Source organism: Streptomyces sp. NBC_00306 (assembly GCF_036169555.1).
Lineage (GTDB): Bacteria > Actinomycetota > Actinomycetes > Streptomycetales > Streptomycetaceae > Streptomyces > Streptomyces achmelvichensis.
The window spans coordinates 4,824,758-4,836,927 of the sequence record NZ_CP108032.1 but is presented as its reverse complement, the minus strand read 5'-3'; the positions used below and the strand labels follow the sequence as shown (position 1 = coordinate 4,836,927).

At 69.5% G+C, this 12,170-nt stretch carries 17 protein-coding genes; 2 read left to right on the top strand and 15 right to left on the bottom strand.

Features of this window, described 5'->3' with window-relative positions:
• Positions 1-130: 130 nt before the first annotated feature.
• The 15 genes from OHA05_RS21610 to rpsJ all read right to left on the bottom strand — a co-directional run bounded on the left by OHA05_RS21610 (position 131) and on the right by rpsJ (position 6,990).
• Positions 131-316 (bottom strand): type Z 30S ribosomal protein S14, encoded by a 186-nt coding sequence (locus OHA05_RS21610; RefSeq protein WP_003948630.1) that lies wholly within the window; start codon positions 314-316, stop codon positions 131-133.
• A gap of 3 nt (positions 317-319) precedes the next feature.
• Positions 320-877, bottom strand: a complete 558-nt coding sequence (rplE, locus tag OHA05_RS21605; RefSeq protein ID WP_313944683.1) for a 50S ribosomal protein L5 — start codon at positions 875-877, stop codon at positions 320-322.
• Complete coding sequence (gene rplX / locus OHA05_RS21600) at positions 877-1,200, bottom strand: 50S ribosomal protein L24 (protein ID WP_142214201.1); 324 nt, start codon at positions 1,198-1,200, stop codon at positions 877-879. The genes rplE and rplX overlap by 1 nt, the downstream gene beginning before the upstream one ends.
• A 2-nt stretch (positions 1,201-1,202) precedes the next feature.
• Complete coding sequence (gene rplN, locus OHA05_RS21595) at positions 1,203-1,571, bottom strand: 50S ribosomal protein L14 (RefSeq protein ID WP_003956455.1); 369 nt, start codon at positions 1,569-1,571, stop codon at positions 1,203-1,205.
• A gap of 124 nt (positions 1,572-1,695) precedes the next feature.
• Positions 1,696-1,980 (bottom strand): 30S ribosomal protein S17, encoded by a 285-nt coding sequence (rpsQ, locus tag OHA05_RS21590; protein ID WP_313944684.1) that lies wholly within the window; start codon positions 1,978-1,980, stop codon positions 1,696-1,698.
• On the bottom strand, positions 1,980-2,204 hold the full coding sequence (gene rpmC, locus OHA05_RS21585) for a 50S ribosomal protein L29 (protein WP_142214203.1): 225 nt from the start codon (positions 2,202-2,204) through the stop codon (positions 1,980-1,982). Before rpmC ends, rpsQ begins: the two co-directional genes overlap by 1 nt.
• Positions 2,204-2,623 carry a 50S ribosomal protein L16 gene (gene rplP, locus OHA05_RS21580; protein WP_313944685.1) on the bottom strand — a complete coding sequence of 140 codons (420 nt, stop codon included), beginning with the start codon at positions 2,621-2,623 and terminating at the stop codon, positions 2,204-2,206. Before rplP ends, rpmC begins: the two co-directional genes overlap by 1 nt.
• Positions 2,624-2,628: 5 nt before the next feature.
• Complete coding sequence (gene rpsC, locus OHA05_RS21575) at positions 2,629-3,477, bottom strand: 30S ribosomal protein S3 (protein WP_313944686.1); 849 nt, start codon at positions 3,475-3,477, stop codon at positions 2,629-2,631.
• Positions 3,477-3,824, bottom strand: a complete 348-nt coding sequence (gene rplV / locus OHA05_RS21570) for a 50S ribosomal protein L22 (protein ID WP_004571827.1) — start codon at positions 3,822-3,824, stop codon at positions 3,477-3,479. The genes rpsC and rplV overlap by 1 nt, the downstream gene beginning before the upstream one ends.
• A gap of 40 nt (positions 3,825-3,864) precedes the next feature.
• Positions 3,865-4,146, bottom strand: coding sequence for a 30S ribosomal protein S19 (gene rpsS / locus OHA05_RS21565; protein WP_030351437.1), 282 nt, complete (start codon positions 4,144-4,146; stop codon positions 3,865-3,867).
• Positions 4,147-4,158: 12 nt separating this feature from the next.
• Positions 4,159-4,995: a 50S ribosomal protein L2 gene (gene rplB, locus OHA05_RS21560; RefSeq protein WP_142214206.1), complete on the bottom strand. Its 837-nt coding sequence runs from the start codon at positions 4,993-4,995 to the stop codon at positions 4,159-4,161.
• 39 nt (positions 4,996-5,034) lie between these two features.
• Positions 5,035-5,358, bottom strand: coding sequence for a 50S ribosomal protein L23 (gene rplW, locus OHA05_RS21555; protein WP_313944687.1), 324 nt, complete (start codon positions 5,356-5,358; stop codon positions 5,035-5,037).
• Positions 5,358-6,017 carry a 50S ribosomal protein L4 gene (gene rplD / locus OHA05_RS21550; RefSeq protein ID WP_313944688.1) on the bottom strand — a complete coding sequence of 220 codons (660 nt, stop codon included), beginning with the start codon at positions 6,015-6,017 and terminating at the stop codon, positions 5,358-5,360. The genes rplW and rplD overlap by 1 nt, the downstream gene beginning before the upstream one ends.
• 5 nt (positions 6,018-6,022) lie before the next feature.
• Positions 6,023-6,667: a 50S ribosomal protein L3 gene (gene rplC, locus OHA05_RS21545; protein WP_313944689.1), complete on the bottom strand. Its 645-nt coding sequence runs from the start codon at positions 6,665-6,667 to the stop codon at positions 6,023-6,025.
• Positions 6,668-6,681: 14 nt separating this feature from the next.
• Positions 6,682-6,990 (bottom strand): 30S ribosomal protein S10, encoded by a 309-nt coding sequence (gene rpsJ / locus OHA05_RS21540; protein WP_003948644.1) that lies wholly within the window; start codon positions 6,988-6,990, stop codon positions 6,682-6,684.
• 569 nt (positions 6,991-7,559) lie between these two features.
• Here rpsJ and OHA05_RS21535 point away from each other — a divergent pair.
• Positions 7,560-9,242 carry an RNA ligase family protein gene (locus OHA05_RS21535; RefSeq protein WP_328861474.1) on the top strand — a complete coding sequence of 561 codons (1,683 nt, stop codon included), beginning with the start codon at positions 7,560-7,562 and terminating at the stop codon, positions 9,240-9,242.
• Entirely contained in the window at positions 9,243-12,017 is a 2,775-nt protein-coding gene (locus tag OHA05_RS21530; protein ID WP_328861473.1) for a poly(A) polymerase, read from the top strand.
• The last annotated feature ends 153 nt before the right edge of the window (positions 12,018-12,170 follow it).

The following is a 12,170-nucleotide window of genomic DNA, read 5'->3' as shown; positions in this document are numbered from 1 at the left end:
TGCGGGGACCTACGGCGTAGTAAGTCGTACGGGCGGCGGACGCCCAACCCCACAAGCCTACGGCATGTGAGGGAGGGCTCCCGCCGACCAGATGCTTACCGAGAGTCTCCGGAAATTCCCAAGAAGGGAATTACCAGGAGCTCTTGGTCACGCCCGGCAGCTCGCCACGGTGAGCCATCTCACGAAGGCACACGCGGCACAGGCCGAACTTGCGGTAGACGGAGTGGGGACGACCGCAACGCTGGCAGCGCGTGTAGCCACGCACGCCGAACTTGGGCTTGCGGGCGGCCTTGGCAATGAGAGCCTTCTTCGCCACGGCTCACGCCTCCTTGAACGGGAAGCCGAGGTGACGAAGGAGGGCGCGGCCCTCATCGTCGTTGGTCGCCGTGGTGACCACGGTGATGTCCATACCCCGGACGCGGTCGATCTTGTCCTGGTCGATCTCGTGGAACATGACCTGCTCCGTGAGACCGAAGGTGTAGTTGCCACGGCCGTCGAACTGCTTGGGAGACAGACCACGGAAGTCGCGGATGCGCGGAAGCGCGAGCGACAGGGTGCGGTCCAGGAACTCCCACATGCGGTCGCCACGAAGCGTGACGTGGGCACCGATCGGCTGGCCCTCACGCAGCTTGAACTGCGCGATGGACTTACGGGCCTTGGTGACGGCCGGCTTCTGGCCGGTGATCGTGGTGAGGTCCTTGATGGCACCGTCGATCAGCTTGGAGTCGCGGGCGGCGTCGCCCACACCCATGTTGACCACGATCTTGACGAGGCCGGGAACCTGCATGACGTTCTCGTAGGAGAACTCCTCACGCAGCTTGCCGGTGATCTCCTCGCGGTACTTCGTCTTGAGACGCGGAGTGGTGGTGGTAGCCATCAGATGTCCTCACCCGTCCGCTTGGCAACGCGGATCTTGTTGCCCTCGTCGTCGAAGCGGTAACCGACGCGCGTGACGACCTTGTTGCCGTCCTTCTCCACGACGAGCTGAACGTTGCTCACGTGAACAGGGGCCTCGGTCGTGACGATGCCACCGGTCTGCGAACCGCGAGCGGTCTGACCGGCCTTGGTGTGCTTCTTGACCCGGTTGACACCCTCGACCAGGACGCGGTCCTCGCGGGGGAAGGCCGCGATGACCTTGCCCTGCTTGCCCTTGTCCTTGCCGGTGATGACCTGAACCAGGTCGCCCTTCTTGATCTTCATGCTTACAGCACCTCCGGCGCGAGCGAGATGATCTTCATGAACTTCTTCTCGCGCAGCTCACGGCCCACGGGGCCGAAGATACGGGTGCCGCGAGGGTCGCCGTCGTTCTTGAGAATGACAGCGGCGTTCTCGTCGAAGCGGATGTACGAGCCGTCCTGGCGGCGGCGCTCCTTCACGGTGCGAACGATGACCGCCTTGACGACGTCACCCTTCTTCACGTTGCCACCGGGGATCGCGTCCTTGACGGTGGCGACGATGACGTCACCGATGCCCGCGTAGCGGCGGCCGGAACCACCGAGAACACGGATGCAAAGGATCTCCTTGGCACCAGTGTTGTCGGCGACACGCAGCCGCGACTCCTGCTGGATCACGTCTATCTCCTGATCGTCTGCCGGTTCCCGGCAGGGGCACCTGGGTGCCCCTGCCGAGCCTGGCGGAACTGTCCTGAGGGAAACCCCTCAGGGATTCTGTTTCTCAGCGGTCCCCTCGCGGGAACTACTTGGCCTTCTCGAGGATCTCGACGATGCGCCAGCGCTTGGTCGCCGACAGCGGACGCGTCTCCATGATGAGGACGCGGTCGCCGACGCCGGCAGCGTTCTGCTCGTCGTGCGCCTTGAGCTTGTTCGTACGGCGGATGACCTTGCCGTACAGCGCGTGCTTGACGCGGTCCTCGACGGCGACGACGACGGTCTTGTCCATCTTGTCGCTGACGACGAGACCCTCACGGGTCTTGCGGAATCCGCGCGTTTCGGTCTTCTCAGTCACGTTGCTCTCGCTCATCAGGCGCTCTCCACCGTCTCGATGCCCAGCTCGCGCTCACGCATGAGGGTGTAGATCCGCGCGATGTCCTTGCGGACGGCCTTGAGCCGGCCATGGTTCTCGAGCTGACCGGTCGCCGCCTGGAAGCGGAGGTTGAACAGCTCTTCCTTGGCCTCGCGGAGCTTGGCAACAAGCTCCTCGTTGCCCAGTTCGCGCAGCTCGGACGCCTTGGTACCGGTAGACATCACGACTCACCTGCCTCGCGCCGAACGATCCGGCACTTCATCGGAAGCTTGTGAGCAGCGCGGGTAAGCGCCTCACGCGCAATCTTCTCGTTCGGGTAGGACAGCTCGAACATCACCCGACCGGGATGAACGTTCGCGACCCACCACTCCGGGGAACCCTTACCGGAACCCATGCGGGTCTCGGCAGGCTTCTTGGTCAGCGGGCGGTCCGGGTAGATGTTGATCCAGACCTTGCCGCCACGCTTGATGTGGCGGGTCATCGCGATACGAGCCGCCTCGATCTGGCGGTTGGTCACGTACGCCGGAGTCATGGCCTGGATGCCGTACTCGCCGAACGCAACCGTCGTACCACCCTTGGCCATACCGCGGCGCTTGGGGTGGTGCTGCTTGCGGTGCTTGACCCTACGGGGGATCAGCATTTCGGTCAGGCCTCCGTTCCAGTGCTCTCAGCCGGAGCGGCAGCGGCGGCGGGAGCGTCGGCCTTGGGGGCCTCCGCAGCCGGCGCGGACTGCTGCTGCGGCTTGCGGCCGCGACCGCCACCACGCTCGCCACCACGGCCACCGCGGCCGCCGGCCGGGCGGTCGGCGCCGCCACGAGCCGGACGGTTACCGGCGCGCGCAGCGGCGTTCTCGGCGCGGACCTCGGCGATGTTCTTGACGTCGCCCTTGTAGATCCAGACCTTCACACCGATACGGCCGAAGGTCGTCTTGGCCTCGAAGAAGCCGTAGTCGACGTTCGCGCGGAGCGTGTGCAGGGGCACACGGCCCTCGCGGTAGAACTCCGAGCGGGACATCTCGGCGCCACCGAGACGGCCACCGCACTGGATCTTGATGCCCTTGGCGCCGGCCTTCATCGAGCTCTGCATCGACTTGCGCATCGCACGACGGAAGGAGACGCGGGAGGAGAGCTGCTCGGCGACGGCCTGGGCCACCAGCTGAGCGTCCACCTCGGGGTTCTTGACCTCGAGGATGTTCAGCTGGACCTGCTTGCCGGTCAGCTTCTCCAGCTCGCCGCGGATGCGGTCCGCCTCGGCGCCGCGGCGGCCGATGACGATGCCCGGACGAGCGGTGTGGATGTCAACGCGGACGCGGTCGCGGGTGCGCTCGATCTCAACCTTCGAGATGCCGGCCCGCTCCATGCCCTTCGTCATCATGCGACGAATGGCGACGTCTTCCTTGACGTAGTCCTTGTACAGCTTGTCGGCGTACCAGCGGGACTTGAAGTCCGTGGTGATGCCGAGCCGGAACCCATGCGGGTTAACCTTCTGGCCCATTACCGGGTTCCTTCCTTGCTGCTGACGACCACGGTGATGTGGCTGGTCCGCTTACGGATCCGGTAGGCACGGCCCTGAGCACGCGGACGGAACCGCTTCAGGGTCGGGCCCTCGTCCACGTACGCCTCGCTGATGACCAGCGAAGAGGCGTCGGTGTGGTCGTAGTTGTGTGCAGCGTTGGCAATGGCGCTGTCCAGCACCTTGCCAACCGGCACGCTCGCGGCCTGCGGGGCGAAACGCAGGACCGCCTGAGCCTCCGTGGCATCCATGCCACGGATGAGGTCCACCACTCGGCGGGCCTTCATGGGCGTGACGCGGATGTACCGCGCCTGGGCCCTGGCTTCCATGGTTGTCCCTTCGGTGTAAGTCATAGTCAGTCACCCCGCCTTAGCGGCGCTTCGACTTCCGGTCGTCCTTGACGTGGCCGCGGAAGGTGCGAGTCGGCGAGAACTCGCCGAGCTTGTGGCCGACCATCGACTCGGTGACGAACACCGGGACGTGGATCTTGCCGTTGTGCACCGCGATGGTGTGACCCAGCATGGCCGGGACGATCATCGAGCGACGGGACCAGGTCTTGATGACGTTCTTGGTGCCGGCTTCGTTCTGGACATCCACCTTCTTGATCAGGTGGTCGTCGACGAAGGGCCCCTTCTTGAGACTGCGCGGCATCTAAACCCGCTCCTAGCGCTTCTTGTTCGTCTTGCGGCGGCGGACGATGTACTTGTTGCTCGCCTTCTTGGGAGAACGAGTACGACCCTCCTTCTGACCCCACGGGCTGACCGGGTGGCGACCACCGGAGGTCTTGCCCTCACCACCACCGTGCGGGTGGTCAACCGGGTTCATCGCGACACCGCGGACGGTCGGGCGGACGCCCTTCCAGCGCAGGCGGCCGGCCTTGCCCCAGTTGATGTTCGACTGCTCGGCGTTGCCGACCTCGCCGATGGTGGCGCGGCAGCGGACGTCGACCAGGCGAATCTCGCCGGACGGCATACGCAGGTGGGCCATCTGGCCCTCCTTCGCCAGCAGCTGCACGGAGGCACCCGCGGAGCGGGCGAACTTCGCGCCGCCGCCGGGCCGCAGCTCGATGGCGTGGATGGTCGTACCGACCGGGATGTTGCGCAGCGCCAGGTTGTTGCCGGGCTTGATGTCGGCGGCCGGGCCGTTCTCGACACGGTCGCCCTGCGACAGGCCACGCGGCGCGATGATGTAGCGCTTCTCGCCGTCTGCGTAGTGCAGAAGCGCGATGCGCGCGGTGCGGTTCGGGTCGTACTCGATGTGAGCGACCTTGGCCGGCACGCCGTCCTTGTCGTGACGACGGAAGTCGATCACGCGGTAGGCGCGCTTGTGGCCACCGCCCTGGTGACGGACGGTCACACGACCGGTGTTGTTACGGCCGCCCTTGCTGTGCAGGGGGCGGACCAGCGACTTCTCCGGCGTGGACCGCGTGATCTCGACAAAGTCGGCGACGCTGGAGCCACGACGGCCCGGGGTCGTCGGCTTGTACTTGCGGATACCCATTTCTCAGTCCTCGTCCGATTCCGGACGACTCGACCTCCGTCAGGAGGTCGGGCCGCCGAAGATGTCGATACGGTCGCCCTCGGCGAGGGTCACGATGGCGCGCTTCGTGTCGGAGCGCTTGCCGAAACCGGTGCGGGTGCGCTTGCGCTTGCCCTGGCGGTTGATCGTGTTGACCCCGGTGACCTTGACCGAGAAGACCGCCTCGACGGCCTGCTTGATCTGGGTCTTGTTCGCGCGCGGGTCGACGATGAACGTGTACTTGTTCTCGTCCAGAAGCGCGTAGCTCTTCTCGGACACAACCGGCTTGACAAGAATGTCGCGCGGGTCCGAGTACGTCTTGCTGGTGACGACGGCCTCAGTCATCAGGCGTCGCTCCCTTCGGTCTCAGCGTTCCGGCCAGTAGGCGCGCCGGACACGAAGGACTCGAAAGCGGCCTGGGTGAAGACCACGTCGTCGGAGACGAGCACGTCGTACGTGTTCAGCTGGCCCGGCTCCAGGATGTGCACCTGGGGCAGGTTGCGGGCGGACAGCCACGCGGCCTCGTCGGCGCGGTCGACGACCAGGAGCAGGTTCTTGCGCTCCGAGATCTTGCCGAACAGCGTCTTGGCGGCCTTGGTGGAAGCCGCACCCTCGACCACGCCGGAGACGACGTGGATACGGGAGTGACGGGCCCGGTCGGAGAGGGCACCGCGCAGGGCGGCGGCCTTCATCTTCTTCGGGGTCCGCTGCGAGTAGTCACGCGGCACGGGGCCGTGGACAACGCCACCGCCGGCGAACTGCGGTGCACGGGTCGAACCCTGACGGGCGCGGCCGGTGCCCTTCTGGCGGTAGGGCTTCTTGCCACCACCACGGACCTCGCCACGCGTCTTGACCTTGTGCGTGCCCTGACGGGCGGCGGCCAGCTGCGCGACGACGACCTGGTGGATCAGCGGGATGCTGACCTTGGCGTCGAAGATCTCGGCCGGGAGCTCAACGGTCCCGGACTTGTCGCCCGCGGGCGACAGAATGTCAATGGTGCTCATAGTCCTCAGGCCCCCTTGGCCGCAGTGCGGACCAGGACCAGGCCGCCGTTGGGACCAGGAACCGCGCCCTTGATGAGCAGCAGGCCCTTCTCCGCGTCAACGGCGTGAACGGTCAGGTTCTGGGTGGTGACCCGCTCGTTGCCCATGCGGCCCGCCATACGGAGGCCCTTGAACACACGGCCCGGGGTGGCACAGCCACCGATGGAGCCGGGAGAGCGGTGCTTGCGCTGGGTGCCGTGACCGGCGCCGAGGCCCTTGAAGTTGTGACGCTTCATGACACCGGCGAAGCCCTTGCCCTTGCTCTTGCCCGTGACGTCAACCTTGACGCCGGACTCGAACACCTCGGCAGTGATCTCCTGGCCGAGCGTGTACTCGGCAGCATCGGAGGTACGGAGCTCCACCAGGTGGCGGCGGGGGGTCACGTCGGCCTTGGCGAAGTGGCCCTTGAGGGGCTTGTTCACCTTGCGAGGGTCGATCTCGCCGAAGGCGATCTGGACCGACTCGTAGCCGTCGGAGTCATTCGTACGGACCTGGGTGACAACACACGGCCCGGCCTTGACGACGGTCACCGGGACGACACGGTTGTTCTCGTCCCAGACCTGGGTCATGCCGAGCTTCTCGCCCAGGACGCCCTTGATCTGCTTTGCCATCTCTTCCGCGCCTCTCAGAGCTTGATCTCGATGTCGACGCCGGCCGGAAGGTCCAGGCGCATCAACGAGTCAACGGTCTTGGGCGTCGGGTCGAGAATGTCGATCAGGCGCTTGTGCGTGCGCATCTCGAAGTGCTCGCGCGAGTCCTTGTACTTGTGCGGCGACTTGATGACGCAGTACACGTTCTTCTCAGTGGGCAGCGGCACCGGGCCTGCGACCGACGCACCAGTACGCGTCACCGTCTCGACGATCTTCTTCGCCGAAGAGTCGATGACCTCGTGGTCGTAGGCCTTGAGCCGGATGCGGATCTTCTGTCCCGCCATGGCTACTCAGTAGTCCTGTCTCTCGTAACGCTCCGGAACTCGGCGGGTACTGCATTCTTCTCCGACCCCCGCGGTCGGGCGTGTCGCACTCCCTCTACGAAGATCTCCCGAAGGATTTCCCAACCAAGGGGGTGCGGGCCTGAGCCGCGCATCGGGGGAAGAACACCCACCGAGTGCCTGGCTGGTACCCCGCTGACACTTCCCGGAAGATTCCCGTACGTCCGCTCCAGCGCTGCCCGGTGGGCAGTTGGAGCGACGAGTACTGTGGGACTCGCTTCCGGTCCTCCCGGCGGGAGGCGCGCAGCATCGGCACTCAACCGAGCAACCCGGATAGTCTGCCATACGGCCCCGCGCCCTGGCCAATCGAGCCGAAGAGATTACCCCCGCGGCTTTTGCTGTCAAACCCCGGCGCGCGGACCGCGGGACCACGGGAGCCCCCGGCCACGCCGTGGACACCCCGCCGCCCGTCCGGCCGTGGACACCTCCACCGGCGCCAATTCGTTCGAGCAACGCCTCCCCCGGCTCCTACAGTTGCCGGGCACATCATCGTCACCGGGGGGCCGATCACCATGCGGACGCACTATCCGCGGACACCGCACCTGCCGTGGTCGCCGGGCGTCTCCCCCGACGATGTGCGGACCGCCGACCTGTCCGGACTGGCCGGCCGCGAGGTCGTCGTCACCGAGAAGCTCGACGGCGAGAACACCACCCTGTACGCCGACGGACTGCACGCCCGGTCGCCGGACTCCGGCCACCACCCCTCGCGTGCCTGGGTCAAGGCGCTCCAGGGCCGCATCGGCCACGCACTCCCCGCGGGCTGGCGGGTGTGCGGCGAGAACATGTACGCCCGTCACTCACTCGCGTACGAGAACCTCGACAGCTGGTTCTACGGCTTCTCCGTGTGGGACGCCGACGGCCACTGCCTGGACTGGGACCGGACCGTGGCCTTCCTGCGCGGGCTGGGGATCCCGGTGCCCCCGGTGCTGTGGCGCGGGATCCTCGACGGCCGCGGCGAGCGGGCCCTGCGCGCCCTGAACCTCGACCTCGCCTGCCAGGAGGGCTACGTCGTGCGGACCGCCGACGGCTTCGGCCCCGAGGACTTCGGTCGGCGCATGGCCAAGTGGGTGCGGCGCGGGCATGTGCGGACGGACACGCACTGGATGTACGCCGCCGTGGTGGAGAACGGGCGCGGACCGGCGGCGGCGCTGTGGGACGTCCGGTCCGGGGGCACGCCGGGGGCCGCCGCCCTGTCGGCCGCCCTCGGCCTGCGTGCGGGAGACGCCCGGGACGAGGCGGTCGTGGCCGAGGTGTCCGCGGCACTCGACGTGCTCGGGCGCACCGGCGACGACCGGCTCGCCGGCGTTCTGGCCGCCCTGCTGCACCGGAGCCCGCGGCCCCGGGTGGGAGCGCTCCTCGCCGTCTCCCAGGGCATGGCGCAGGCCCGCAAGGTCGCCGACCTCGTCGGGCTCCGGGCCCGGCTGCAGCGGCCCTACCCGGACGAGGAGCGGCGCACCGGGCTGGTGCGGATGTCGTACGCCGCCGACCTCGGCGTCCTGCACGCCGTCGCCCGCGCGACGGCCGAGGACGCCGGGGCACGCGAGCAGGTGGACTGGTCCGCGCTGCACGCGGAGGGCATCGGCACCCTGGACGGTCTGCGGGAGACGTTCGCGGACCTGGACCCGGACGCGGCGGCCCGGTGCGTGGCCGAGGCACGGGAGGCGTACGCCCTCGGGAAGATCACGACCGCCGACGAGGCCGTGGCCGCGACATGGCGATGGCGGTCCGGGGACTTCCCCCGGCTGATCCAGACGGTCGGCCCGTCGGGCAGCGGGAAGAGCACCTTCGCCCGCGGGCTTCCCGGAATCGACGCGTACATCTCGCTGGACGATCTGCGCGAGGCACGCGGGTCGCGCGCCGACCAGAAGGCCAACGGTGACGTGCTGCGCGACGGACTCGACCGGCTGGACGCGGCTCTCGCGGCCGGCGGGACCGTGGTGTGGGACGCCACGTCGCTCAACGCGCACCAGCGCTCGCTGGTGCACTCCGTCGCGCGCCGGCGCGACGCCCTGACCACGCACGCCGTGGCACTCGTCGACGAGGAGGAGCTGGTCCGGCGCAACGCGCGGCGGACGCACCCCGTGCCGCCCGAGGTCCTCGCCTCGCAGGTGCACCGGTTCTCCCCTCCGTACCCCGGCCAGGCCCACCGCACCTGGTACATCGGCGCGAGCGGGACCGTGGAGGAGGAGGCATAGATGCGCACCAGCGAGGAGATCTACCACCGGGTCCGCTGGGACGCACGGTTCGATCCGGCGCGCTTCGTGGTCGGGATCAACCAGCGCGGGGCGGCCCCCAAGCGGATGCCGCTGGCCGCCTTCGTGCCCGGCGGCGACATTCCGTGGCACCGGGTGCTGTTCTTCGAGGCGGACGGCGAGGTGGTGTGGGACAGGGCCACGGGAGCGGACCGCATCGACGCGACCGATGCCGGACGGGTGCGCAGTCCCCGGCGGCTGCGGGCGCCCTTCTTCACGGCGCGGACGCCGTACGTGTGGGAGCGCGACGCGTGGGTGCCGGCGACAGCACCCGGGGGCATGCCGACGGCCGCCGGTCTGCGGGTCCTGACGTGGAACACCCTCTGGGACCGCTACGACAGCGACCGCATCGACACCGCCGCGCGCCGGCCGCTTCTCCTGGCGGCCCTGCGCGAGGCCGACGCCGATGTCATCGCCCTCCAGGAGGTCGAACCGAAGCTCGCCGCCCTGCTGATGGCGGAGCCGTGGGTGCGCGACGGCTGGACTCTCGGGACCGATCCCCTGGGCAGGGACATCGCCGACCACGGGCTTCTGCTGCTCAGCCGGCTGCCCGTACGGGAGGCGGGGCACCACGGTCTCGGGCCGCACAAGGCGGTCGCTGCCCTCGTCGTCGAGACCGCCACCGGCCCGGTCGTGGTCGCGGCGACCCACCTCAGCAGCGACCACTCCGCCGACGGCGCCGGCCGCAGGCGGACCGAGCTCGCCCGGCTCGCCGAAGGGCTGGCGGGCGTGGAGGGCGACGTGGTCCTGGCCGGCGACTTCAACGAGGGCGGGAGCGGGCCGCAGACGGCGCTCGGCATGCGGGACGCCTGGAGCGATGTGCACGGCCCTGAGGACCGGACACCCACCTTCGACCCGGGCGCCAATCCGCTGGCGGCCGTCTCGTCGCTCTCGGGGCGCGTGTCCCGGCTGGACCGGGTGCTGCTGCGGACGCAGGACCTGCGAGCGGTCTCCGCCGTGCTCCACGGGGACACCCCGGCCGCCGGCGGACTGTTCGTCTCCGACCACTACGGTGTCGCCGTGGATCTGGGTCCGCCCGTCGGCGGACCCCCCGGCGCGCTCGACGACCGGCCGACACCCCGGACGGCGGTGGCCTGGATCCCGCCACGGGACCTCTGGCCGCCCGTGCAGGCGATCCGTGCGGAGCACGACCCTCAGATCCACCGCTGGCCGCCGCACGTGAACCTGCTCTTCGGCTTCGTGCCGGAGGACGCCTTCGAACGGGCCGCTCCCCCGCTGTCCGCCGCGGCCGCCGCGACCGCTCCCTTCGACGCCCGCCTCGACGGGGTGCACAGCTTCGGGCACCGGGAGGACGCGACCGTGTGGCTGGACCCGGCGGCCGCGGACGAGGAGCCGTGGGCACGGCTGCGGAGCACGCTGGAGACGTACTTTCCGCGCTGCCGGGGCCGTCGCGAGGGGTACACCCCGCATCTGAGTCTGGGCCGGACACGCGATCCGCACGCCCTCGTGGCCGAGTGCGCGGCACGCCTCGACGCGATGCCGGCGAAGGTCGGGGAGCTGGCCCTGCTCTCGCGGCGGGGCGACGAGCCGATGCGGGTGCGGGCGACCGTCGCGCTGGAGACGGGCGAGCTGCGCTGGACCGACGAGGCCGCGGACCCGGCCCTGCCCGGTCCCCCGGACGACGACGCATCCGCACAGCGGACCCTGCGGCGGCTCTCGGACGCCCTCGCCGACGGCGTCGTCCACCTGGTCGGCTCACGGCGCATGGGCTGCGCCCTGCCCGGCGCCGATCTGGACCTGGTGGCCGCGCTGCCCGGCTCCCCCGATCCGGCCGAGGTACGGGCCAGGGTGGCGGCGGCACTGCCGGATGCCACCGGGCTGCGCGAGGTGATCGGCGCACGTGTCCCCGGGCTGCGGCTGCGGGCCGGCGGCCTGGACGTCGATCTCGCCGTCGTGGGCACGGGCTCACTGCCCGCGGACGAAGCGGTGCAACGGCGGGCCGAACTGAGCGACGCGGCAGCGGTGGCGCTCAGCGCGGTGAGCGACGCGGAAGCCGTTGCGGCGACCACCGGTGATCACCCGGAGGCGTTCGCCCGACTCGCCCGTGAGGTCAAGGCCTGGGCGCGCGCCCGCGGACTGGACTCCGCGCCCTTCGGCGGGCTGCCGGGCATCGGCTGGGCCGTGCTGGCCGCACACACCGTGCACGAGGCGGGAGCGCTTCCGCCCGCCGGACTGCTCCGGCACTTCTTCGCCACCTGGGCCGCGTGGAACTGGAGCGAGCCGATCGGCGGACCCGGCACGGAACTGCCCATGACGGTCATGACCCCGAGCGCACCGGTCCGCCCCTGTACCGAGCAGGTGAGCGCCGGAGGCCGCGACCTGCTCACGCGGGAGCTCTTCCGCGCCTGGGAGACGGTGGAGTCCACACCCGGCCCCTGGCCCGGGCTCCTCGCCCCGCCGCCGCTGCACCGGCGCCACGAGGCCTGGGCCGTCGTCACGGTGGCACCGGGCCCCGACGAGGGCCGCGTCCGCGGACGCATGCGTGCGCTGCTGGCCGCCCTGGAGGACGCCGGTGCGACGGATCTCCACGCCTGGCCGCGCCCGTTCACCACCGACCCCGTCCGCTACGCCATAGGCCTGGGCTCCACCCCACCGGACCGCGCCCGGCTCGCGGAGATCGCCGACAGATGGCTGCGCGGACTGCCGGGCACGACCCTCACCCGTGCCGGCAACGGCGAGGTCCCGACCCTGCGCTGATCACCCGGTTCCCGGGCCTGCCGGCCAGCCGCTCGTCCGAACAAAAGTCGCCCTCCAGGGCAACCCCAGGCATCGAACAGCCGTCTAGTCCATCGCGGAAAGCGGCCCTGACCAGCCCTTCCGCGCTGTGGGGGAGAACACTGGACGCAGCCG

Excerpts from the sequence above, each read along its gene's own strand:
- rpsJ (WP_003948644.1), bottom strand. The coding sequence starts at position 6,990 with ATGGCGGGACAGAAGATCCGCATCCGGCTCAAGGCCTACGACCACGAG.
- rpsC (WP_313944686.1), bottom strand. The coding sequence starts at position 3,477 with ATGGGCCAGAAGGTTAACCCGCATGGGTTCCGGCTCGGCATCACCACG.
- rplB (WP_142214206.1), bottom strand. The coding sequence starts at position 4,995 with ATGGGTATCCGCAAGTACAAGCCGACGACCCCGGGCCGTCGTGGCTCC.
- rplC (WP_313944689.1), bottom strand. The coding sequence starts at position 6,667 with ATGGCAAAGCAGATCAAGGGCGTCCTGGGCGAGAAGCTCGGCATGACC.
- rplD (WP_313944688.1), bottom strand. The coding sequence starts at position 6,017 with ATGAGCACCATTGACATTCTGTCGCCCGCGGGCGACAAGTCCGGGACC.
- rpsQ (WP_313944684.1), bottom strand. The coding sequence starts at position 1,980 with ATGAGCGAGAGCAACGTGACTGAGAAGACCGAAACGCGCGGATTCCGC.
- rplX (WP_142214201.1), bottom strand. The coding sequence starts at position 1,200 with ATGAAGATCAAGAAGGGCGACCTGGTTCAGGTCATCACCGGCAAGGAC.
- rplP (WP_313944685.1), bottom strand. The coding sequence starts at position 2,623 with ATGCTGATCCCCCGTAGGGTCAAGCACCGCAAGCAGCACCACCCCAAG.
- OHA05_RS21530 (WP_328861473.1), top strand. The coding sequence starts at position 9,243 with ATGCGCACCAGCGAGGAGATCTACCACCGGGTCCGCTGGGACGCACGG.
- rplW (WP_313944687.1), bottom strand. The coding sequence starts at position 5,358 with ATGACTGAGGCCGTCGTCACCAGCAAGACGTACTCGGACCCGCGCGAC.
- OHA05_RS21535 (WP_328861474.1), top strand. The coding sequence starts at position 7,560 with ATGCGGACGCACTATCCGCGGACACCGCACCTGCCGTGGTCGCCGGGC.
- rpsS (WP_030351437.1), bottom strand. The coding sequence starts at position 4,146 with ATGCCGCGCAGTCTCAAGAAGGGGCCCTTCGTCGACGACCACCTGATC.
- rpmC (WP_142214203.1), bottom strand. The coding sequence starts at position 2,204 with ATGTCTACCGGTACCAAGGCGTCCGAGCTGCGCGAACTGGGCAACGAG.
- rplE (WP_313944683.1), bottom strand. The coding sequence starts at position 877 with ATGGCTACCACCACCACTCCGCGTCTCAAGACGAAGTACCGCGAGGAG.
- rplV (WP_004571827.1), bottom strand. The coding sequence starts at position 3,824 with ATGGAAGCCAGGGCCCAGGCGCGGTACATCCGCGTCACGCCCATGAAG.